20 protein-coding genes are annotated in these 21,247 nt (G+C 65.4%); 13 read left to right on the top strand and 7 right to left on the bottom strand.

The window, feature by feature from the left end; genetic code table 11:
• Positions 1-191: 191 nt before the first annotated feature.
• Complete coding sequence (locus ACFFU4_RS17640; protein WP_377071198.1) at positions 192-1,313, top strand: DUF8370 family protein; 1,122 nt, start codon at positions 192-194, stop codon at positions 1,311-1,313.
• Between the two features lie 197 nt (positions 1,314-1,510).
• Positions 1,511-2,515 (top strand): GT-B fold glycosyltransferase domain-containing protein, encoded by a 1,005-nt coding sequence (locus ACFFU4_RS17635; RefSeq protein ID WP_377071197.1) that lies wholly within the window; start codon positions 1,511-1,513, stop codon positions 2,513-2,515.
• A 117-nt stretch (positions 2,516-2,632) separates the two neighbouring features.
• Here the strand turns inward: ACFFU4_RS17635 and ACFFU4_RS17630 are convergent, their stop codons facing one another.
• Positions 2,633-3,046, bottom strand: coding sequence for a VOC family protein (locus ACFFU4_RS17630; protein ID WP_377071196.1), 414 nt, complete (start codon positions 3,044-3,046; stop codon positions 2,633-2,635).
• 84 nt (positions 3,047-3,130) lie between these two features.
• On the opposite strand from ACFFU4_RS17630, the gene ACFFU4_RS17625 reads away from it, so the two are divergent.
• From ACFFU4_RS17625 to ACFFU4_RS17615, 3 genes are all read left to right on the top strand, one after another.
• Positions 3,131-4,411 (top strand): O-acetylhomoserine aminocarboxypropyltransferase/cysteine synthase family protein, encoded by a 1,281-nt coding sequence (locus ACFFU4_RS17625; RefSeq protein WP_377071195.1) that lies wholly within the window; start codon positions 3,131-3,133, stop codon positions 4,409-4,411.
• A gap of 116 nt (positions 4,412-4,527) precedes the next feature.
• The gene (locus ACFFU4_RS17620) at positions 4,528-6,930 is read left to right on the top strand and encodes a hypothetical protein (RefSeq protein ID WP_377071194.1); all 2,403 of its coding nucleotides are present in this window, start codon (positions 4,528-4,530) and stop codon (positions 6,928-6,930) included.
• 33 nt (positions 6,931-6,963) lie between these two features.
• Positions 6,964-8,874, top strand: coding sequence for a cation:proton antiporter domain-containing protein (locus ACFFU4_RS17615; protein ID WP_377071193.1), 1,911 nt, complete (start codon positions 6,964-6,966; stop codon positions 8,872-8,874).
• A gap of 18 nt (positions 8,875-8,892) precedes the next feature.
• Here ACFFU4_RS17615 and bfr read toward each other — a convergent pair whose 3' ends face one another.
• From bfr to ACFFU4_RS17595, 4 genes are read right to left on the bottom strand one after another with little or no spacing between them, the layout of a single operon-like run.
• Positions 8,893-9,378 carry a bacterioferritin gene (bfr, locus tag ACFFU4_RS17610; RefSeq protein ID WP_377071192.1) on the bottom strand — a complete coding sequence of 162 codons (486 nt, stop codon included), beginning with the start codon at positions 9,376-9,378 and terminating at the stop codon, positions 8,893-8,895.
• Positions 9,326-9,619, bottom strand: coding sequence for a (2Fe-2S)-binding protein (locus ACFFU4_RS17605; protein WP_377071191.1), 294 nt, complete (start codon positions 9,617-9,619; stop codon positions 9,326-9,328). Before ACFFU4_RS17605 ends, bfr begins: the two co-directional genes overlap by 53 nt.
• A gap of 17 nt (positions 9,620-9,636) precedes the next feature.
• Entirely contained in the window at positions 9,637-10,110 is a 474-nt protein-coding gene (locus tag ACFFU4_RS17600) for a hypothetical protein (RefSeq protein ID WP_377071190.1), read from the bottom strand.
• On the bottom strand, positions 10,107-10,271 hold the full coding sequence (locus ACFFU4_RS17595) for a hemin uptake protein HemP (RefSeq protein ID WP_377071189.1): 165 nt from the start codon (positions 10,269-10,271) through the stop codon (positions 10,107-10,109). The genes ACFFU4_RS17600 and ACFFU4_RS17595 overlap by 4 nt, the downstream gene beginning before the upstream one ends.
• A 215-nt stretch (positions 10,272-10,486) precedes the next feature.
• On the opposite strand from ACFFU4_RS17595, the gene ACFFU4_RS17590 reads away from it, so the two are divergent.
• The 5 genes from ACFFU4_RS17590 (at position 10,487) to ACFFU4_RS17570 (ending at position 16,334) form a co-directional block, all read left to right on the top strand.
• Positions 10,487-10,903, top strand: coding sequence for a DUF1178 family protein (locus tag ACFFU4_RS17590; RefSeq protein ID WP_377071188.1), 417 nt, complete (start codon positions 10,487-10,489; stop codon positions 10,901-10,903).
• Between the two features lie 8 nt (positions 10,904-10,911).
• Positions 10,912-11,559 carry an SDR family oxidoreductase gene (locus ACFFU4_RS17585; RefSeq protein ID WP_377071187.1) on the top strand — a complete coding sequence of 216 codons (648 nt, stop codon included), beginning with the start codon at positions 10,912-10,914 and terminating at the stop codon, positions 11,557-11,559.
• A gap of 104 nt (positions 11,560-11,663) precedes the next feature.
• A complete protein-coding gene (locus ACFFU4_RS17580) occupies positions 11,664-12,902 on the top strand; it encodes an aspartate kinase (protein WP_377071186.1) in 1,239 nt (412 codons plus the stop codon).
• A gap of 67 nt (positions 12,903-12,969) precedes the next feature.
• On the top strand, positions 12,970-15,213 hold the full coding sequence (ptsP, locus tag ACFFU4_RS17575; protein WP_377071185.1) for a phosphoenolpyruvate--protein phosphotransferase: 2,244 nt from the start codon (positions 12,970-12,972) through the stop codon (positions 15,211-15,213).
• Between the two features lie 146 nt (positions 15,214-15,359).
• A complete protein-coding gene (locus ACFFU4_RS17570; RefSeq protein WP_377071184.1) occupies positions 15,360-16,334 on the top strand; it encodes a glutathione S-transferase family protein in 975 nt (324 codons plus the stop codon).
• On the opposite strand, the gene ACFFU4_RS17565 is transcribed toward ACFFU4_RS17570, so the two are convergent.
• Both ACFFU4_RS17565 and ACFFU4_RS17560 read right to left on the bottom strand, forming a co-directional pair.
• Positions 16,291-17,127 carry an alpha/beta fold hydrolase gene (locus tag ACFFU4_RS17565; protein ID WP_377071183.1) on the bottom strand — a complete coding sequence of 279 codons (837 nt, stop codon included), beginning with the start codon at positions 17,125-17,127 and terminating at the stop codon, positions 16,291-16,293. The genes ACFFU4_RS17570 and ACFFU4_RS17565 overlap by 44 nt on opposite strands.
• A 3-nt stretch (positions 17,128-17,130) precedes the next feature.
• Positions 17,131-17,730, bottom strand: coding sequence for a 2-hydroxychromene-2-carboxylate isomerase (locus ACFFU4_RS17560; protein WP_377071181.1), 600 nt, complete (start codon positions 17,728-17,730; stop codon positions 17,131-17,133).
• Between the two features lie 106 nt (positions 17,731-17,836).
• Here ACFFU4_RS17560 and ACFFU4_RS17555 point away from each other — a divergent pair, with 106 nt between their 5' ends.
• From ACFFU4_RS17555 to atpA, 3 genes are all read left to right on the top strand, one after another.
• On the top strand, positions 17,837-18,865 hold the full coding sequence (locus ACFFU4_RS17555) for a ribose-phosphate pyrophosphokinase (protein WP_377071180.1): 1,029 nt from the start codon (positions 17,837-17,839) through the stop codon (positions 18,863-18,865).
• A gap of 274 nt (positions 18,866-19,139) precedes the next feature.
• On the top strand, positions 19,140-19,706 hold the full coding sequence (locus ACFFU4_RS17550; RefSeq protein WP_377071206.1) for a F0F1 ATP synthase subunit delta: 567 nt from the start codon (positions 19,140-19,142) through the stop codon (positions 19,704-19,706).
• Positions 19,707-21,245 (top strand): F0F1 ATP synthase subunit alpha, encoded by a 1,539-nt coding sequence (gene atpA / locus ACFFU4_RS17545; protein ID WP_377071179.1) that lies wholly within the window; start codon positions 19,707-19,709, stop codon positions 21,243-21,245.
• The last annotated feature ends 2 nt before the right edge of the window (positions 21,246-21,247 follow it).

The following is a 21,247-nucleotide window of genomic DNA, read 5'->3' as shown; positions in this document are numbered from 1 at the left end:
TTCGTCGAAGATCAGCAGACTGCAAATCGTAGCTTATGTCAGTGTCCGAATTTCGGGGGGTAGCTCACTTCGCTTTGAACTCAGGCGCGTGCTGCTTGCGTTTCGACATCTCTGATCTCCTTTTCGTCGAAGATCAGCAGACTGCAAATCGTAGCTTATGTCAGTGTCCGAATTTCGGGGGGTAGCTCACATTGGCTAAGAGCGAAGCCGCAAAGTCCGGTCTTCTCACCGATCTAGAAGACACAGTGCTGATGATCGAAGGCATCTCGGTGGACGTGGTCTCAGACATAGTGACCAACATTATTCGTGGGCCGCTGATTGAGTATACCCAAGAAGCATGTGAACAGTACGGCATCCCCCTTACAAGCGGCGTGGTATCTGGCCCCTTATGGTACCAAACGAATAAGAAATGGGACGAGCTATACGTGCAGCTTCCGACGGTGGATGACGAGCGGCTCCTACTCGTCCCTAAAGAAATCGTCCGGCAGGACATGGACTACGACCTTGCAAAGTACTACCGCCACTACATTCTTGAGCATCTTCGAAAGCAGGAGCTAGCAGCGAACTCGGACCTCGTACAAATACTGAGAAGTGGGAAAAAGAAGGGGCAGCCAAAGGTCTATATCAAAGACCTTAAAGAGAAGTATGGGACTGGGAAGCCCGCAGTAGTCCATCAGACCCTAGCAAACCCCGAGTTGCTGCGCGCCTACAAGGAAGAACATAGTAACCCAAGCAAGCCGCTGACCCACCGCACCATTGCAGAGATAAGCGGCAGCGAAACGCCAGACTGGGACAAGCTACTCGACAACGTCGTTAGCCTTCCGCCGGGCAACAATAGCGCGCACCACTATGAGAATGCAGTAGAGGCACTTCTATCGGCGCTGATGTACCCAGCACTTGCGCATCCGAGAGCGCAGCATGAGATACATGACGGCCGGAAACGGATAGACATAACCTATAGCAACATGGGCCGTGGAAGTTTTTTTGAGTGGCTATCTCGCCATTACTCCTCGGCACACATCTTCTTTGAATGCAAGAACTACGGCAAGGAGTTGGACAATCCCGCACTGGACCAAATCGCAGGTCGCTTCTCACCAAGTCGAGGCCAAGTCGGATTTATTGTCTGTAGAGAACTCGCGGACCCAGCACTCTTTGCAAAGCGATGCCGTGATACGGCAAAGGACCACAGAGGCTACGTCATGGCCCTCGATGACAGTGACCTAGCGGCCCTTGTCGATACAGCGAAGACCGACACGCTCGGTTTCTTCGATCTGGCGTTGCTGAGAGCCAAGTTCAACTTCTTGGTATCTTAGCAAACGTCGAAGGCGGTTGATCTGTTTCCGTCGGTAGTTCACAGTGGTGGGACAAATCGCAACCCGCCCGCCAAGCGGATGCAGCCATCTCAATGGTTTACGGGTATGGCAGGCGATCCTAGGTCGCCCACCACTTTCCCCTTCCCGAGCCCGAGACCCCGAGAGTATAGTCACGCAAGAAGCGCAGGGGCACGGGCATGGCGCAACCGACCGCGGCAGGGACCGGTTTCAACATCGTGATCGTCGGACAGGGCGGGCGGCTGCAATACGAGGCGGTGATCTTTGCCGCCTCGCTTCGCGCGATGTCGCCGGGCTTCACCGGGCGGCTTCTGGTGGCCGAACCGCAGCCGGGACCGCTGTGGCGCGGCGACCCGCGCGTCACGGGCGAGCAAACCCGCGCCCGGCTGCAAGAACTCGGGGCCGAGATCGTGCCCTTTGACACACGCCACTTCGGAAAAAGTTATCCTTACGGTAACAAGATCGAGGCGCTGTTTGCCCTGCCCGAGGGCGAGCCCTTCGTCTTTTTCGACACCGACACGCTGGTGACCGGCGAGATCGCGGATGTGCCGTTCGATTTCGACCGCCCCTCCGCCTCACTCCGCCGCAGCGGCACCTGGCCCGAGCCGGACCTTTACGGGCCCGGCTACACGGCAATCTGGAAATCGCTCTACGACAAGTTCGGGCTGGATTTCGAAACGTCGCTCGACGCGGGCCAGCCGGACGAATACTGGAAGCGCTATCTCTATTTCAACGCCGGATACTTTTTCTACCGCTGCCCGCGCGTTTTCGGCCAGCGGTTCCTCGACTATGCGCTCGCCATCCGCGACGACCCGCCGCCCGAGCTCGTGTGCCAGTCGCTCGATCCGTGGCTCGACCAGGTCACGCTGCCGCTGGTCATCCATTCGCTCGGAGGCGGGCGCGACACGCTGCCCGAAGGGTGGCTCGACGGCACGGTGACCTGCCATTACCGCACCCTGCCGCTGCTCTATGCGCGCGAGAGCGACGGGGTGATTGACGTGCTCGAAAAGATCACGGCACCGAACAGGATCAAGAAGGTGCTCAAGGAATACGACGCGATCAAGCGCATGATCTATCAGGGACGCGGGCACAAGGTGCGCGCGCTGTTCGACCAGGACAACCTGCCGCGCCGCGAACAGGCGATCCGAAATACCATCAAGCGCAACGGGTTCTGGATGCGCTGAAGCAGGGAGCGATGCGCCCGCTGCCACGACCGGATCCGAGTATTTTGCCAAGAAGAAACCCCCGTTGGCTTCTTCTTGGATCAAGTACTCGATACACATGGCCCTCCAAAACGCCGTTCAGTGGGCAAACACTCCGGCGCTCTCGGCAAAGCCCTTGACCTCGATCGGGTTGCCCGATGGGTCACGAAAGAACATCGTCCATTGCTCGCCCGGCTCGCCTTTGAAACGCACCGAGGGCGGGATCACGAAATCGACCTCCGCCGCCTCAAGCCGTGTGGCCAGCGCACGCCAGACGTCGAACGGCAGCACCACGCCGAAATGCGGCATCGGCACCATGTGATCGCCCACCTTGCCGGTGGGGGCGGTGGCCAGCGGCTCGCCGAGGTGGAGCGACAACTGGTGCCCGAAAAAATCGAAATCCACCCATGTGTCGGTCGAGCGCCCCTCGGTGCCGCCAAGCAACCCGCCGTAGAACGCGCGCGCCGTGTCGAGATCGGTGACGTTGATCGCCAGATGGAACGGGGGGACCATGGCGTAACTCCTCATGCCTGTTGCGGGCCACCTTTCAATGCCGTAACCCGGTTTTCAAGTGTTTCCGAAGGGAGGAGCCCCGAGATGACCTATGGTTTCGACACGTTGCAGATTCACGCGGGCGCGCGGCCCGATCCGGCCACAGGGGCGCGGCAGGTGCCGATCTACCAGACGACGGCCTATGTGTTTCGCGATGCCGAGCACGCGGCGGCGCTCTTCAACCTCCAGGAAGTCGGCTACATCTACTCGCGCCTGACCAACCCGACCGTGGCCGCGCTGCAGGAACGTCTCGCCACGCTCGAGGGCGGGGCGGGTGCGGTGTGCTGCTCGTCGGGGCACGCAGCGCAGATCATGGCGCTCTTTCCGCTGATGGGACCGGGGCTCAACGTGGTGGTCTCGACTCGGCTCTATGGCGGGTCGATCACGCAGTTCAGCCAGACCATCAGGCGGTTCGGCTGGGAGGCCAAGTTCGTCGATATCGACGACGCCGACGCCATCAACGCCGCGATTGATGACAACACCCGCGCGATTTTCTGCGAATCCATTGCCAATCCGGGCGGCCATATCGCCGATCTCGACGCGGTGGCGGGAATTGCCGACAACGCAGGGCTGCCGCTTATCGTCGATAACACCTCGGCCACGCCATATCTGTGCCGCCCGATCGAGCATGGCGCGACGCTCGTGGTGCATTCGATGACCAAGTTCCTCACCGGCAACGGCACGGTAACTGGCGGCTGCGTGGTGGACTCCGGCAATTTCGACTGGTCGGCCTCGGGCAAGTTCCCTTCGCTGAGTCAGCCGGAACCAGCCTATCATGGCCTCAAATTCCACGAGACCTTCGGGCCGCTCGCCTTTACCTTCCACGGCATCGCCGTGGGGCTCCGCGATCTCGGCATGACGCTCAACCCGCAGGCGGCGCATTACACGCTTCTGGGGATAGAGACGCTGAGCCTGCGCATGCAGCGCCATTGCGAGAACGCCGAGAAGGTCGCGGGCTGGCTCGAGAGCCACCCGGCAGTGGAGGGGGTGACCTATGCCGGGCTGCCCTCCTCGCCGTGGCATGACCGCGTGGCGCGGATCTGTCCCGGGGGTGCCGGCGGGCTTTTCACCGTGGCGCTCAAGGGCGGCTATGATGCCTGTGTCAAACTCGTGGACAGTCTGGACCTCTTCAGTCACGTCGCCAACCTCGGCGATACCCGCAGTCTCATCATCCATTCGGCCTCGACCACGCATCGGCAACTGACCGAAGAGCAGCAGGTCGCGGCGGGGGCGGCGCCCAACGTGGTGCGCATCTCCATCGGGATCGAGGATGCCGACGATCTGATCGCCGATCTCGGTCAGGCTCTGGCGCGCGCCACCGGTTGAACAGGCGGCGGCAGGCCTGCGCGGCGACGATGGTTGACCGCCGTGCGCCACCGCGTCAGGCTCGCAACCGTTGTTGAGACTCCCGGTGGCGGCGCGCGCATGGTAAGACGGTCCCGATGAAACCGAATTTCGCCCTCGACCTGACGTTCGACGGAATAACCCTCCTGCACCGCGCGGGCGAGGCGGGATGGCATGTCGTGGGCGAGGTGGCGCTCGACTCTCCGACCCTTGACGGCGATCTCGCGGCACTGCGCAGGAAGGCCAACACCCTCGATCCCTCGGGGATGCGCACCAAGCTCGTCATCCCCGACGACCAGATCCGCTATCTCGATATTCCCGCCGCCCCCGCGCCGCATGGCGATCACGATGCCGCGGCGGCCGATGCCCTGGACGGGGCGACGCCCTACGCGCTGGATGAGCTGGCCTATGACTGGACAGTGCGCGACGCGCGGCTTTACGTCGCGGCCGTCGCCCGGGAAACGCTGGACGAGGCCGAGAGCTTTGCCCGCGAGCACAAGTTCAACCCGGTCTGCTTCGTGGCCGATCCTGACCAGAAGATATACGCGGGAACACCGGTCTTCGGCGTGACCGGGAATGCCGGGGAGCGCAGCGACACGGTCGAGCGCGAGACAGGGCCCATGAGACGGCTCGGCGCGCTGCCGGAGGCTGGCGTGGAGGAAGACAAGCCCGTCTCGGACGACGGAGGCGACGGGGACGACGACGGGGACGACGGGGACACGACAGCCGGCGCGGCCCTGCCATTTGTCAGCGTGCGGGCCGAGCGCGGTCTGCCGCCGGCACCCATGCCGCGGCTCGAGGGTGTGGCGCGTATCACGCCCGGCCCGCTGCCCGATGCGGAAGCGCGCGCCATCAGCGGTGCCGCGCTTGCCAGCCTCGCCCCGCGCGACGACGCGCCCGCGGTCGGTCCGGTGGCGGACAGGACCGTGCCGCCGAAAGCGCCGACAAGCACAAAATCCAAGGCACGGCCCAAGACGCCCAAAGCCTCCAGGACCGCACCGAACGCACCACGCGTGCCCCAAGACAAGCCCGCGTCCATGACAGACAACGCCGCGCCCGGCGCAGGGGGCGCGCAGGAGGCCGCGGCGGTCGCGACCCCGAGCCCGACAGAGACCGGCGCGGTGGCGCTGACACCGGCGGACGAGGCCGAACGGCTAACCATCTTCGGCGCGCGCAGCTCGGCCGACGCGCGGCGCGGGAAGCCGCGCTTCCTGGGACTGATCCTGACGGCGGTGCTCTTGCTCGTGATGATCGGCGTCGCGGCATGGGCGGCGATCTTTCCCGACTCGGGGCTGGGCCGCATCCTGCGCGGGGCGGAGCCGCAGATCGCGCTGACGCCCGACATCCCCGAACTCGCGGCCCCCGAGCCTCAGCAAGAACCGGACGCCGCCGGGTCGGCGACGTCGGAGCCGGAGGAGTCCGCGACCGGCACGCCAGAGCCGGCAGCACCCCCCGACGAACAGGAAATTGCCGCACTACCGGTCCCGGCCGCGCCGCCCGCCGCACAGGATGCGACCGGCGCTGTCGAGAAAGAGCCGGAAACCCCGGATACGACCGAGCGCTGGACCGCTCCCGAGACCCCCGAGGAGGCGCGCAGGCGCTATGCCGCCACCGGAATCTGGCCATCGGCTCCCGAAGCCCCGGACGAGCCGCGCAGCGGCAGCCTCGACACCTTCTACCAGACTTCCATAGACGCGCAGGTGACCCTGCGCGACGCCGTCGCTCTGCCGCGCGCGGCCAGCCTCGCACCGGATCCGGCGCCACCGCGGCCCGCACTGCCGCCACCGCCGGGCCGGACATTCGAGCTTGACACCCGCGGCTTCGTGCGGGCAACGCCGGAGGGCGCGCTGACGCCAGAGGGTATCCGCGTCCATTCCGGACCGCCCCCCGTCCGTCCGCCGGAGACGCCGCCGCGCGCTGTGCCCCTGCCCGGCCTCACCCCGACCGAAGAGGCCGTCGAAGCGCGCGAAAACCTGTCGGGCATCCGCCCGCGCCTGCGCCCCGAGACGCTGATCGAGGAGCACGAGCGCGGGGCTCTAGGAGGACGAACGCGGACCGAACTGGCAACGCTGCGCCCCCGCCCCCGCCCGGAGGCGATCGCTGCGCGGGGGGCGGCGCGGGCGGAAGCGGCAGCGATTGCCGAGGCAACCGACGAGGCGGTTGCCGAATCTCTCAAGCCGCGTCTGCGACCCGAGGCGATCGCGCGCGCCGATCGACCGCGCGCAGCGGCGACGGCGGCGGCACCGGCGATCCCGACAACGGCCTCTGTCGCACAGCGCGCGACAGCCCGCAACGCGATCAATCTGCGGCAGGTCAACCTCATCGGGGTCTACGGCACCCCATCGAACAGGCGTGCGCTGGTCCGCCTCGCGAACGGGCAATACCGCAAGGTGGAGGTCGGTGACCGGATCGACGGCGGCCATGTCTCGGCCATCGGCGATACGGAATTGCGCTATACGAAAAGCGGACGAAACGTGGTGCTGCGGCTGCCGCGGGGCTGAGCGCCAAGAGCCGCACATTCAAGAGGCCGGGCGATGGACGGGGTTCTGTTTCAGGCGACGATATTCCTCGTGGCGATGGTCGTCGCGGTGCCGCTTTCGGCGCGGCTCGGCTTCGGCTCGGTGCTGGGATACCTCGCCGCCGGTATCGTGATCGGCCCGGGCCTCGGGATGGTCGGCGGCCACGAAACCGCAGAATTGCAGCACATGGCCGAATTCGGCGTGGTCATGATGCTGTTTCTCATCGGGCTCGAGCTCGAACCTCGGGCGCTGTGGGACATGCGCCACCGGCTGCTGGGGCTGGGCGGGCTGCAGATCGGGCTGACCACCGCCGCGATCCTTCTGGGCGCCATCTGGCTGGGACAGGCGTGGACGGTGGCGCTGGCCGTGGGCATGACGCTGGCGCTGTCCTCGACGGCGATCGTGCTGCAAACCCTCAACGAAAAGGGGCTGATGCAGACGAGCGGCGGGCGGTCGGCGTTCTCTGTGCTGTTGACGCAGGACATCGCGGTGATCCCGATGCTGGCGCTGCTGCCTTTGCTGGAACTGCCGCGCACCGTGGACATGGTCTTTGGTACCGTTTTCGAGCGGGCGAACAAGGCACAGGAAACCGCCGAGGCGGCCCCGCACGAAGCCGCGCAGAACTTCATCGCCGGCCTGCCGGGCTGGGCGGCGACGCTGGTGACGGTGGCGGCGGTGGCGGCGATCATCCTGGCCGGAGTCTACCTAACGCGGCCGGTTTTCCGCTTCATCCACGCCGCACGGCTGCGCGAGATGTATACCGCACTGGCGTTGCTGATCGTGGTTGGCATCTCGTTCCTGATGATGCTGGTGGGGCTGTCGCCCGCGCTGGGGGCGTTCCTCGCTGGCGTGGTGCTGGCCAACAGCGAGTTCCGTCACGAACTCGAAAGCGATCTCGCGCCGTTCAAGGGGCTGCTTCTGGGGCTCTTCTTCATCACCGTGGGCGCGGGCATGAATTTTGGCGTGCTGGCGGGTGCGCCGTTTCTGGTGCTGGGGCTCGCGGGCGGGCTGATCGTGACCAAGGGGGCCATCCTCTATGTGCTGGGCCGGGTATTCAGGCTGCGCGGGCGCGATCTGTGGCTGTTCACCCTGTCACTGGCGCAGGCGGGTGAATTCGGCTTCGTGCTGGTCGCGTTCTCGAACCAGCAGAACGTGCTGCCGCGCGGCATGAGCGAAATCCTGCTGCTGGTGATCGCCCTGACCATGCTCATCACGCCGCTGCTGTTCCTGCTCTTCGACAAACTGTCATGGCGCATGGGCGAGGCCGCCGAGCCCCCCGAGGCCGACAAGATCGACCGCACCGGCGAGGTCATCATCGCCGGGATCGGGCGGTTCGGACAGGTCGTCAACCGGCTGGTGCGGTCGAGCGGTTTCGGCACGGTGGTGCTGGACAACGACCTGGCGGCAATCCAGCGGATGCGCCGCTTCGGTGTCAAGGGCTTCTTCGGCGATCCGACCCGACCCGACCTGCTGCACGCCGCGGGTCTGGGCGAGGCGCGGGTGCTGGTCGCCGCGCTGGACGACCCGGATGCCTGCGTGCGGCTGGTCTCGTTCGCCCGGCGAGAGCGGCCCGACATGCATATCGTCGCCCGCGCGCGCGACCGCACGCACGTTTTCCGCCTCTACCAGGCGGGGGCCAACGACATCGTGCGCGAGGTGTTCGACGGCTCGCTGCGCGCCGGGCGCTACGTGCTGGAAAATGTCGGGCTGACGGATTTCGAGGCGGCGGAGGCAGAAAAGCTGTTCTATCAGCACGACCGTCAATCCGTGCGTGAACTGGCCGCGCTGTGGGACCCGGACGTGCCGACGCTGGAGAATGCCGCCTACATCGCCCGCGCACGGGAACTGGAGTCAGATTTGCAGACCATGCTGCTCAGCCAGATCGAGGAAGGGACCGCCGCCCCGAAGGAACGCCGCGACGACTGAACCGCGGCGCGGCCACGGTCACCCGGCGCTGTCGGCGGAGCTGGCGTTGAGAAGCCCGTAACGCTCGGCCCCGAGGCTGTCGTAGAGGTCGATCTGCGTCTCGAGAAAGTCGATATGGCCTTCCTCGTCGGCGATCAGTTCCTCGAACAGGTTCTTGGACACATAGTCGCCCACGCTTTCGCAGTGGTTGCGCGCCTCAATGTAGAGGGTGCGGGCATCGTGCTCGGCCGCAAGATCGGAATCGAGCGTCTCGCGCAGGGTCTGGCCGATGCGCAGCGGGTCGAGTTTCTGCAGGTTGGGGTGACCGCCGAGAAAGATGATCCGCTCGATCAGCTTGTCGGCGTGGTGCATTTCCTCGATGCTCTCCTCACGGGATTTCGCCGCGATCCTGCCGTATCCCCAGTCTTCCTGAAGCCGGTAGTGGAGCCAGTATTGGCTGACGGCGGTCAGTTCACTCCTGAGCGCCTTGTTGAGATAGTCGATGACCTTCTGGTCGCCTTTCATGGAGGTCTCCCTGTGTGGATGCGCGCCGCAGGGCGCGCAGATGCATGGGGACAGCGAGCGTAACCTGCTCGCTCATGGTTTCAATGAAGAGCGGCAGACAACCGCCGCAATCGGCGCGCTTGCCCAGTGCGCGATAGACCTTGCCGGGGGTGATCACCGTTTCGGGATCGGAGGCGCGCATCCAATCCACAGCGCGGCGGATGTCGGTATCGCTGATGGTCATGCAGTGACAGACGATCATCGTAACTCGGTCCTTTCTCAGTGGAGCGTGGTGCCTGCCGGAGCGACGACTGTCAACGCGGCAGTATCGCGCAGCGTGGCCCGGTGAAGCTGCAGGCCGAAGCGCTGTGCCGCCCTTGTGAGGCAGACGATGGCGGGGCCGTCAACCATCAGGCTGGCGAGCAGCAGCGCATCCTCGCGCTCGCCCAGCGCCGCCTCCTGCACGAAGCGCGCAAAGGCCGCCTCGTCCGCGCCCACGCAGGGGCATTGGGGCGCGTGGCAGGCCAGCGGCCGCCGCCGCGCGGTGCCAAGTATGCCCGCAAGGTCGCACATCGCCGCCATCGCCGCCGCGGCCTGGCCCTCACTCATGCGCGCACGCAGCGCCACAAGCGCTGCACCTGCGCCGCCGCGGTTCCAACCGCGCAGCGCCGCGATGACGAGTACAGCCAAGGGCTGCAGCCCCTCGATGGCACCGACGGGCAATTCGCCGGAAAGATCGCGCACTTGTTTCATTTCGTCAGGATCAGCTTGTCCGCGCGGGTGATGCGCAGGGTGTAGGTCTTCCCGTCGAGGACGATATAGGCGGTATTGCCGCCCTCGGTCAGGTCTCGGGCGTCGTGGCAGGCGGCCTCTGCCAACAGGCTTTGCTCAGGTCCGGTCTGGGCGCGGATCATGTCATGGTCTCCATTCGCTCGGGCGGCGGGGGCGTGTCTCGCGAGCCCGCTATTCGGGTACAGGATGCCGGGCTGACCATTATGGAGTGGCTTGGCTCGAACAATCTGAGTGAAAGAGTCGGATAAGTCAATTCTGAATCTTTCACTCAGATTTCTCACGCTTGATCTTCGCGCCCGCAGGGGTAACTATGGTCCGGGTAAACAGGTGTGTGGGCATGATAAAATTTACTCTGAAATGCGAGCGGGGTCACCGCTTCGACAGTTGGTTCCAATCCGCGTCGGCCTTTGACCGTCTGTCCGGCACGGGGATGGTGGCCTGCGCTGTCTGTGGATCGACACAGGTCGAAAAGGCGCTCATGACGCCGCAGGTTCAGGGCGCGCGGGACGACCGCTCGCTTTCGTCTTCGCCCGACACCGCCGAGCTGGCCATCGCCGCACTGCGCCGCAAGGTCGAGGCCAATGCCGACTATGTCGGCACGCGCTTCGCACAGGAGGTGCGCGACATGCATGACGGCGTGCTGCCCGAGCGCGCCATCTATGGCGAGGCGCGGCCCGAGGAGGCGAAGCGCCTGTTCGACGACGGCATCCCCGTGGCCCCCCTGCCGTTCTCCCCGCGCCGCAAGACGCACTGAGGACCGCCATGCATGTTGTCATCACGGGCGCATCGCGGGGCATCGGCGCGGAACTCGCCAAACGGTACCGGGCCGAGGGGCACACGGTCACCGGCACGGGACGCCGCGCCGGCGACGGCCTCGTCGCGCTCGACGTGACGCGGTCCGACAGCGTCGCGACCTTCGCCGCGCATCTCGGTGGGCGCCCGGTCGATCTGCTGGTGTGCAACGCGGGCATCTACCCCGACAAGGGGCAGGCGATCGACACCGGCTATCCCGCGCCGATGTGGGCTGAGACCTTCGCCACCAACGTGACCGGCGTGTTCCTGACGGTGCAGGCGCTCCTGCCCAACCTGCGCGCGGGCAACAGCGCGCGAATCGCCATCATCTCCAGTCAGATGGCCAGCCACACCCGCGCCCCGGGCGGCAGCTACATCTACCGCGCCTCCAAGGCGGCGGCGCTCAATCTCGGGCGCAATCTCGCCGCCGACCTGACCCCCGAGGGTATCGCCGTGGGCATCTACCACCCCGGCTGGGTGCGTACCGACATGGGCGGCGACGCGGCGGATATCGGGGTGGAAGAAGCCGCCGAAGGACTGATTGCGCGCTTCGCCGCGCTCGGTATGGATGACACCGGCTGCTTCCGGACATGGGACGGGCAAGCGCACCCATATTGATCGCTCTGCTGACCGGGCCCGCGGCCCGGCCTCAACCCGACCACTTGCGCCCGGGTCTGACCGCGCGTAAACCGCGCCGAAGTTTTCATTTCAGGTCTCGCGCCATGCCCGTTCTCGTGATGAAATTCGGCGGCACATCGGTCGCCAATACCGATCGCATCCGCCGCGTTGCCAAGCGTGTGGGCGTCGAGGTGGCCAAGGGCTACGATGTAATCGTCATTGTCTCGGCCATGTCGGGCACGACGAACCAGCTCGTCGGCTGGGTGGACGAGATTTCGCCCCTCTACGACGCGCGCGAATACGACGCCGTGGTCAGTTCCGGCGAGAACGTGACCGCCGGGCTGATGGCGCTGACCTTGCAGGAAATGGACATCCCCGCGCGCAGTTGGCAGGGCTGGCAGGTGCCGCTCAGGACCAATTCCTCGCATTCCGCCGCCCGGATCGAGGACATTCCCCCCGACAACATCACCGCCAAGTTCGCCGAGGGGATGCGCGTGGCCGTGGTCGCGGGCTTTCAGGGGATCAGCCCCGAGGGCCGCATCACCACGCTGGGCCGCGGCGGCTCGGACACCACCGCCGTGGCCTTCGCGGCCGCCTTCGGCGCCGAACGCTGCGACATATACACGGACGTGGACGGCGTCTACACCACCGACCCGCGTATTGCCTCGAAGGCGCGCAAGCTCGACCGGATCGCCTTCGAGGAGATGCTGGAACTGGCCTCCCTGGGGGCCAAGGTGCTCCAGACCCGGTCCGTCGAACTGGCGATGCGCTACAATGTCAAGCTGCGGGTGCTGTCGAGTTTCGAGGACCAGGGCGACGAGGCCGGCACACTGGTCTGCGCCGAGGAGGAAATCATGGAATCAAGAATTGTCAGTGGCATCGCCTATTCCCGCGAGGAAGCGAAGATGACCCTCGTCTCGGTGGCCGACCGCCCCGGTATCGCCGCGGCGATCTTCGGGCCGCTGGCCGAGGCGGGTGTGAATGTCGACATGATCGTCCAGAATATTGCCGAGGGTGGTCGTACCGACATGACATTCTCCTGCCCCACCGATCAGGTCCGACGCGCGGAAAAGGCGCTCACTGCGGCCAAGGACGCAGGCGAGATCAACTACCATGACCTGCTCGCCGATACCGACGTGGCCAAGGTCTCGGCTGTGGGGATCGGCATGCGCAGCCAGTCGGGCGTGGCGGCGCGGATGTTCCAGACGCTCCGTGACGAGGGCATCAACATCAAGGTCATTGCAACCTCGGAGATCAAGATTTCCGTTCTGATCGACCGGAAATATATGGAACTCGCGGTTCAGGCCCTGCATGATGCGTTTGATCTGGACAAGGCGGCCTGACGGCCCGCGCCGCGCCAACACGCAGCAGGCCGGCCGCCCCTGAACCGGCCCCGGGGGGCGAGGCGCGATGAGCGCGACTTTGAAGACCGACAGCCGACAGATGCTCGGACGCCTGCGCGCGATCATGGCCGAGGAGGGTGGCGGGCAGACGCGACTCGACAGGATCACCTGGCTCATCGCCGAGGAGATGCGCGCCGAGGTCTGCTCGATCTACCTGTTCCGCGACGCCGACACGCTCGAACTCTGCGCCACCGAGGGGCTCAAGGCCGAATCGGTGCACCAGACGCGGCTGCGGCTGGGCGAGGGGCTGGTCGGGCGGGTGGCGCGGTCGGGCAACGTCATCAATACCGATGACGCGCCCTCTGCCCCCGGCTTCCGGTACATGCCCGAGACCGGCGAGGAGGCTTATTCCTCCTTCGTCGGCGTGCCCATTCAGCGACTCGGCGAAAAGCTCGGCGTGCTGGTGACGCAGTCGAAACAGGCGCGGGAATTCTCCGAGGACGAGATTTACGCACTCGAGGTGGTGGCGATGGTGCTCGCCGAGATGGCCGAGCTCGGGGCGTTCGTCGGCGAGGGCGCGGCAATGACCGCGCTGCACAGCCGTCCGGTGATGTTCCGCGGTGCCTGCGGTCAGGAAGGCGCAGCGCAGGGCCATGTCTGGCTGCACGAGCCGCGCGTCGTGGTGACCAATCCCATCGCCGAGGACCCCGCCCGCGAGATGGAGCGCCTGCACGAGGCCATAGAGACGCTGCGCGTGGGCGTGGACCGGATGCTTGATTCGGCGCAGGGCGGCGATTCGGAACAGCTCGAGGTGCTCGAGGCCTACCGGATGTTCGCCAATTCCAAGGGCTGGATGCGCCGTATGGAAGCCAACATAGACAGCGGCCTGTCGGCGGAGGCGGCGGTTGAGAAAGAACAATCCGCTGCCCGTGCGCGGATGACCCAGGTCACCGACGCCTACCTGCGCGAACGGCTGCACGACCTCGACGACCTCAGCAACCGGCTGCTGCGCATCCTAACCGGGCAGGGCCACCAGACCGGTGCCGAAATCCCCGCCGACCCGATCCTCGTGGCGCGGAATATCGGCCCGGCGGAACTGCTCGATTACGGGCGCAGCCTGCGGGGTATCGTGCTCGAGGAAGGCGCGGTCGGCTCTCACGCCGCGATTGTGGCGCGGGCGCTCGCCATTCCGCTGGTTATCCATGCCGCGCGGGCCACCACCGAGGCGCTCAACGGCGATTCGATCCTTGTGGACGGCGATCAGGGCATCGTGCATCTGCGCCCCGATGATGCGGTGACGGCGGCGTTTCGCGACAAGATGGCTATGCAGGCCAAGGCGCAGGAGCGCTATACCTCGATCCGCGAAAAACCGGCCGAGACACTGTGCGGCACGCATATCACGCTCAAGATGAACGCGGGGCTCATGGCCGACCTGCCCAGCCTCGAGAACTCGGGGGCCGAGGGGGTGGGCCTGTTCCGCACGGAATTGCAGTTCCTGATCCGCAGCCACATGCCCAAGCGCGCCGAGTTGAGCGCGCTCTACGGCCGCGTGATGGACGCCGCCAAGGGCCGTCGCGTGGTGTTCCGCACGCTCGATATCGGCTCGGACAAGGTGCTGCCCTACATGAAGGCCACCGACGAGCCCAACCCGGCGATGGGATGGCGCGCGGTGCGCGTGGCATTGGAAAAGCCGGGCGTGATGCGGATGCAGCTTCAGGCGCTCATCCGCGGCGCGCAGGGGCGGCCCCTGTCGGTGATGTTTCCCTTCGTGGCGCAGCACGCCGAGTTCCGCGCCGCCCGCGCCGAGATGGACAAGGCGCTCGACCGCGAGCGTATCCTTGGCCACCCGCTGCCCGCCGAAATCGAGGTCGGGGCCATGCTCGAAACCCCGTCGCTCGCCTTCGCGCCGGATGCCTTCTACGAGGAGGTGGATTTCCTCTCGGTCGGCGGCAACGATCTCAAGCAGTTCTTCTTCGCCGCCGACCGCGAGAACGAGCGCGTGCGCCGCCGCTACGACACGCTCGACATGAGCTACCTCAACTTTCTCGAAGGCATCGTCTATCGCTGTGCCACGCTCGGCACGCGGCTCAGCTTCTGCGGCGAGGATGCCGGGCGCCCGATCGAAGCGGCCTGCCTGACGGCGCTTGGCTTTCGCACGCTGTCCATGCGGCCCGCCTCCATAGGGCCGGTCAAGAGCCTGCTGCGGCGCACCAACCTGGGCGAGCTGCGCGATATCCTGCACGAGGAGCGCGCCCGCGGCACACAGTCCCTGCGCCCCGCGGCGATGGACTACCTGCGGTCCAAGCTCTGATGTCTCTTTGCCGATCCCGTCATCCTCGGGCTCGACCCGAGGATGACGGTGCCCTTGCCTGTGCACCCCCGCACGCCCCCTGCGCGGTGCCACGGCTACTGCGGTATGGACTGCTGTCCTAACTAAATCCCAAAGGAGGGCCTGGCATGGGACAACTGATCAACGGCGCGTGGGAAGACACCTGGTACGACACCGCGTCACATGGCGGCAAATTCGTGCGCTCAACGGCGAAATTCCGCAATTGGATCACCGCAGACGGTGCCCCCGGGCCGAGCGGTGAAGGCGGGTTCAAGGCGGAAAGCGGGCGCTATCACCTCTACGTCGCCTATGCCTGCCCCTGGGCGCACCGGGCGCTGATCTTCCGCGCCCTCAAGGGGCTCACCGATCTCATCGGCGTCTCGGTCGTGCACCCCGACATGCTCTCGGATGGCTGGGAATTCCGCACCGATTACCCCGGCGCAACCGGCGACCGGCTCTACGGCCTGCCTTATGCCCGCGACATCTATCTCAAGGCCGATCCCCGTATCTCGGGCCGGGTGACGGTGCCGATCCTGTGGGATCGGGAGCGCGAGACCATCGTGTCCAACGAAAGCTCCGAGATCATCCGCATGTTCAACGCAGCCTTTGACGGGATTACCGGCAACACCGACGATTACTGGCCCGAGGACCTGCGCGACGAGATCGAGCCGGTGAACGCGCGTATCTACGACACCGTCAACAACGGCGTCTACAAGGCCGGGTTTGCCACCTCGCAAGAGGCCTATGATGCCGCCGTGCATCCGCTTTTCGACAGTCTCGACTGGCTGGAGGAGCGCCTGTCGGAAAACCGCTACCTGATGGGTGGCCGACTGACCGAGGCGGACTGGCGGCTCTTTACCACGCTGATCCGCTTCGACCCGGTCTATCACCTGCATTTCAAGTGCAACCGAAAGCGCATCGTCGATTATCCCAACCTCTGGGGCTATGTCCGCGAGCTCTACCAATGGCCCGGCGTGCGCGAGACGGTGAATTTCGACCATATCGTGCGCCACTACCACTACAGCCACGAGACGGTTAACCCTTACCGGATCATCCCGATCAACCCGGTTCTGGATTACGACGCGCCGCACGGGCGGGGCTGAGAAAGGCGCGGATCGCGGCGGACACGGCGTGCGGATGGGTGATCGGCCCCATGTGCCCGGCCCCGTCAATGTATGCGCGGCGGACCTCGGGCAGGCGCGCGGCAAGGCCGTCATTGATCGCGCCGATGATGGCCGGAGAGCGTGCGCCCTCCATCAGCAGCGTCGGGACGCCAATGCGGCTCAGCGCGCCCGAGGCCAGCATCCCGCCCGCATCCCCGTAAAGCGCGGGCGAGGCGGCCTCGATCAGCGGCATCTGCGCGGCCATTCGATCGCGAACGGAGGCGGGCAGCGCCTCCCACGCCTCGCCCCCGCCCCAGACCGACAGGAAGCCGCGCGCCGCTGCCGCCATGTCTCCCGCCCCGATCCCTGCCTGGTAGGTCGCCATCTCCTCCTCGTGGTCCGCGCGCAGGTCGGGCCGGTCGGCCAGCGCCACGGCAAAGAATACCGGCTCGTAGAGGCACAAGGAGCGCACGAGGTGCGGATGCTCGACCGCCAGCCGCAACGCCACGGTCGCGCCAAAGGAATGGCCGATTATATCCGTGGGACCTTCGGGGAATGTCGCGGCGATTGCGGTGCTCGCGGCCTGTATCTCGCCCGCCTCGTTCCACGGCGCGCTCAGACCGTGACCCGGCAGGTCGAAGGCGGTGACGGTCAGCAGTTCGGAGAGGTCAGCACCAGGCGCCGCCCAACTCCCCGAATGGGCGAGCGAGCAATGGATGGCGAGGGCCGCACGCGGCCCCTGCCCCATGACCTGCCAATGGGTGACGCGCCCCGCGCGCACATCACGGGGCATTGATCAGAGTTTGCCGGCAAGATGCAGGTCGAGATCCTCCAGCCGGTCCTGTCCCCAGAACATCTGCCCGCTGTCCACCACGTAGAAGGGCGCGCCGAACACGCCGGCCTCGACCGCCTCTTCAAGGTTGGCCGCATAGGTCTCGGCTCCGCTCAATAGCCCGCGATCGGCGACCGCCGGGTCGAAACCCGCCCGTTCGAGGCAGTCGCGCACCACCGCGTCCTCGGCGATGTCACGCTCCTCCGCCCAGCAGGCGCGCAGAATGGATTGCACCAGTGCGCCCACATCGCCCCCGCCCGCGTTCTGCGCGGCGATGATCGCATAGGACGACGGCGCCGGGTTGGTCGGCCAGTGGGCGGGCCTCAGGTTCAGGGTCATGCCGCGCTTTTTTGCCTGACGGTCCAGTTCCTGCGCGCGGTAGGCATTGCGTGAGGGATGGCGCTCGGCCGGGGCCACGCCTCCGGTGCGCGCGAACAGCGCCATGATGTCGAGCGGCTTGTAGGTCACGTCCGCCCCGTGGCGGACGGCGATCCGCTCGAGCCCGTCCCCCGCGAGACAGGCGAACGGCGACAGCGTGGAGAAATAATAGTCGATATGGGCCATTTCGGCGCGCTCCCCTTCCGGCACAGCTTTGCGCGACGGTAGGGCCATGCTAAGCGGGGTGCAACATCACGAATCCGTCATACAAGACCACCCCGGGGACCCCGCCATGCCAGCCAATCTCGAACCGAAGCTGATTTCGGGCAATGCCAACATGCCCTTGTCCAAGGCCATCGCGCGCCGCATGTCCATGCACCGCGGCAAGAGCGTGGGGCTGGTGGACGCGCGGCTGGAGCGGTTCAACGACCAGGAAGTGTTTGTCGAGATATTCGAGAACGTGCGCGGCGAGGATATGTTCATCATCCAGCCCACCTCGAAGCCAGCCAATGACAACCTGATGGAACTGCTGATCATGGCCGACACGCTGCGCCGGTCGTCGGCCAGGCGCATCACCGCCGTGATCCCCTATTTCGGCTATGCACGGCAGGACCGCCGCACCAAGGCGCGCACCCCCATCTCGGCCAAGCTGGTGGCCAACATGATCGTCGGCGCGGGGATCGAGCGGGTGCTGACAATGGACCTGCACGCCGCGCAGATCCAGGGCTTCTTCGACATCCCCGTGGACAACCTCTACGCCTCTCCGGTCTTTGCCCTCGACATCAAGGCGCAGTTCGCCGATGCGCTCGGCGACGTGATGATCGTCTCGCCCGATGTGGGCGGGGTGGCGCGGGCGCGCGAACTGGCCAAGCGGATCGACGCGCCCCTCTCCATCGTCGACAAGCGCCGCGAGAAAGCGGGCGAGGTGGCCGAGATGACGGTGATCGGCGACGTGACCGACAAGATCTGCATCATCGTGGACGACATGTGCGACACCGCCGGAACCTTGTGCAAGGCCGCCGACATCCTGCTGGAGAACGGCGCGCGCGAGGTCCATGCCTATACCACCCACGGCGTCATGTCGGGACCCGCGGTCGAGCGGATCACCAACTCGGCGCTCAAGTCGATGGTCATCACCGACACGATCCAGCCCACCGAGGCGGTGGCGGCCACGCCCAACATCCGCATCGTGCCCGTCGCGCCGATCTTCGCGCAGGCGATCCTCAACATCTGGAACGGCACCAGCGTGTCATCGCTGTTCGAGGCGACATCGCTCGAGCCGATCTACGAGGGGCTTCTGGTCCGTGGCGCGGGGCACTAGACAGGGAATCCGGGGTCGTTTGCAGGGACGGAACCGCACGAAAAGAGGTCTTTTTTCCTCGGTGAGGAGTGTGCAATCGGTCGCAGTCGGATCAAGTGGTTGAAAGTTTACGGTATTCTACGGTATACAATCGTTTCAAAGCCGCTTGCCCGACAGCAAAGCCTCTGCTACACCCCAGCCGAATTTCGGTGTTTCGCAAGGCGCATCGTATGACAACGCCCCCGGTCTCGTTCTTGCATCAAGCGGGTTCGACCGGGGCCAGATTATCGGAAGGGTGGACGTGTCCGAACCAGCTTCGATTTCATCCGGCATTGCAGCGCGCTATGCCACCGCCATCTTCGAGCTTGCCAGAGAGGGCAAATCCCTCGCCTTGCTCGAAGCCAATCTCGATGACCTGTCGGTGGCGCTCGACGACAGCGCCGACCTGCGCACGCTGATCTTCTCGCCGGTCCTGAGCCGCGCCGAACAGGGCGCGGGAATTACCGCCGTCGCCGGCAAGATGGACCTCGTCCCGGAGCTGAAGAACGGGCTCGCCCTCATGGCGGCCAATCGGAGGCTCTTCGTGCTGCCGCAGCTTATCTCCCTGCTGTCCGGGATGATCGCCGAGGACAAGGGCGAGGTCAGCGCCGAAGTAACCAGCGCCAAGGCGCTGTCCGGCGCGCAGTCCGACAAACTTGCGAAAACGCTCAAGGCGCGCATCGGGCGCGACGTGAAACTGAAAACGACCGTCGATGAGACCCTCATCGGCGGTCTTGTTGTCAAAGTGGGCTCGAAGATGATCGACACCTCGATCCGCTCGCGGCTCGATTCCCTCCAGAATGCAATGAAAGAGGTCGGATAAATGGGTATCCAAGCAGCAGAGATTTCTGCGATCCTGAAGGACCAGATAAAGAATTTCGGCGAGGAGGCCGAGGTCGCCGAGATCGGTCGGGTTTTGTCGGTCGGTGACGGGATTGCCCGTGTGCACGGGCTCGATAACGTGCAGGCTGGCGAACTGGTGGAATTTCCCGGTGGCATCATGGGCATGGCGCTCAACCTGGAGAGCGACAATGTCGGCGTCGTGATCTTTGGCTCCGACCGCGACATCAAGGAAGGCGACACCGTCAAGCGCACCAACTCCATCGTGGACGTGCCGATCGGTGACGGACTTCTGGGCCGGGTCGTGGACGGCCTCGGCAACCCGCTTGACGGCAAGGGCCCGATCAAGTCGGACACGCGCGGCCTCGCCGACGTCAAGGCGCCCGGCATCATCCCGCGCAAATCGGTGCACGAGCCGATGGCCACGGGCCTCAAGTCGGTGGACGCGATGATCCCGATCGGCCGTGGCCAGCGCGAGCTGATCATCGGTGACCGCCAGACCGGTAAGACCGCGGTGGCGCTCGACACGATCCTCAACCAGAAATCCTACAACGAAGCCGCGGGCGACGACGAGGGCAAGAAGCTCTACTGCGTCTATGTCGCCGTCGGCCAGAAGCGCTCGACCGTGGCGCAGCTTGTGAAGAAGCTCGAGGAATCCGGCGCGATCGAGTATTCGATCGTCGTGGCCGCCACCGCGTCCGACCCCGCACCGATGCAGTTCCTCGCGCCCTACTCCGCCACCGCGATGGCCGAGCATTTCCGCGACAACGGCCGTCACGCGCTCATCATCTACGATGACCTCTCCAAACAGGCCGTGGCCTATCGCCAGATGTCGCTTCTTCTGCGCCGCCCGCCGGGCCGCGAAGCCTATCCCGGCGACGTGTTCTACCTCCACTCCCGCCTGCTGGAGCGTTCGGCCAAGCTCAACGAGGACAACGGCTCGGGCAGCCTCACCGCTCTGCCGATCATCGAGACGCAGGCCGGCGACATCTCGGCCTTCATCCCGACCAACGTGATCTCGATCACCGACGGGCAGATTTTCCTCGAAACCGACCTGTTCTATCAGGGTATCCGCCCGGCCGTGAACACCGGCCTTTCGGTTAGCCGCGTTGGTGGCTCGGCACAGACCAACGCGATGAAATCGGTCGCAGGCCCGGTCAAGCTCGAGCTTGCGCAGTATCGCGAGATGGCCGCCTTTGCCCAGTTCGGCTCGGACCTCGACGCCGCGACACAGCAGCTACTCAACCGTGGCGCGCGCCTCACCGAGTTGATGAAGCAGGCGCAATACTCGCCGCTCACCAACGCCGAGATCGTCTGCATCATCTATGCCGGGACCAAGGGCTATCTGGACAAGATGCCCGTGGGCGATGTGGGCCGGTTCGAGCAGGGGCTGCTCAAGCACCTGCACGGCAAGCACCAGGACCTGCTTGATTACATCACCAAGGAGGACCCCAAGATCAAGGGGGAAGCCGAGGACAAGATCAAGGCTGCGCTGGACGAATACGCCGCCGACTTCGCTTAAGG

Origin of the sequence: Roseovarius ramblicola, from assembly GCF_042430665.1 — a bacterium.
Classification (GTDB): Bacteria; Pseudomonadota; Alphaproteobacteria; order Rhodobacterales; family Rhodobacteraceae; genus Roseovarius; species Roseovarius ramblicola.
The sequence above is the reverse complement of the archived record's forward strand: the minus strand, read 5'-3'. Positions and strand labels throughout refer to the sequence as shown.

Coding starts and splice junctions, on each gene's coding strand:
- ACFFU4_RS17635 (WP_377071197.1), top strand. CDS start 1,511: ATGGCGCAACCGACCGCGGCAGGGACCGGTTTCAACATCGTGATCGTC.
- ACFFU4_RS17630 (WP_377071196.1), bottom strand. CDS start 3,046: ATGGTCCCCCCGTTCCATCTGGCGATCAACGTCACCGATCTCGACACG.
- ACFFU4_RS17625 (WP_377071195.1), top strand. CDS start 3,131: ATGACCTATGGTTTCGACACGTTGCAGATTCACGCGGGCGCGCGGCCC.
- ACFFU4_RS17620 (WP_377071194.1), top strand. CDS start 4,528: ATGAAACCGAATTTCGCCCTCGACCTGACGTTCGACGGAATAACCCTC.
- ACFFU4_RS17615 (WP_377071193.1), top strand. CDS start 6,964: ATGGACGGGGTTCTGTTTCAGGCGACGATATTCCTCGTGGCGATGGTC.
- bfr (WP_377071192.1), bottom strand. CDS start 9,378: ATGAAAGGCGACCAGAAGGTCATCGACTATCTCAACAAGGCGCTCAGG.
- ACFFU4_RS17605 (WP_377071191.1), bottom strand. CDS start 9,619: ATGATCGTCTGTCACTGCATGACCATCAGCGATACCGACATCCGCCGC.
- ACFFU4_RS17600 (WP_377071190.1), bottom strand. CDS start 10,110: ATGAAACAAGTGCGCGATCTTTCCGGCGAATTGCCCGTCGGTGCCATC.
- ACFFU4_RS17595 (WP_377071189.1), bottom strand. CDS start 10,271: ATGATCCGCGCCCAGACCGGACCTGAGCAAAGCCTGTTGGCAGAGGCC.
- ACFFU4_RS17590 (WP_377071188.1), top strand. CDS start 10,487: ATGATAAAATTTACTCTGAAATGCGAGCGGGGTCACCGCTTCGACAGT.
- ACFFU4_RS17585 (WP_377071187.1), top strand. CDS start 10,912: ATGCATGTTGTCATCACGGGCGCATCGCGGGGCATCGGCGCGGAACTC.
- ACFFU4_RS17580 (WP_377071186.1), top strand. CDS start 11,664: ATGCCCGTTCTCGTGATGAAATTCGGCGGCACATCGGTCGCCAATACC.
- ptsP (WP_377071185.1), top strand. CDS start 12,970: ATGAGCGCGACTTTGAAGACCGACAGCCGACAGATGCTCGGACGCCTG.
- ACFFU4_RS17570 (WP_377071184.1), top strand. CDS start 15,360: ATGGGACAACTGATCAACGGCGCGTGGGAAGACACCTGGTACGACACC.
- ACFFU4_RS17565 (WP_377071183.1), bottom strand. CDS start 17,127: ATGCCCCGTGATGTGCGCGCGGGGCGCGTCACCCATTGGCAGGTCATG.
- ACFFU4_RS17560 (WP_377071181.1), bottom strand. CDS start 17,730: ATGGCCCATATCGACTATTATTTCTCCACGCTGTCGCCGTTCGCCTGT.
- ACFFU4_RS17555 (WP_377071180.1), top strand. CDS start 17,837: ATGCCAGCCAATCTCGAACCGAAGCTGATTTCGGGCAATGCCAACATG.
- atpA (WP_377071179.1), top strand. CDS start 19,707: ATGGGTATCCAAGCAGCAGAGATTTCTGCGATCCTGAAGGACCAGATA.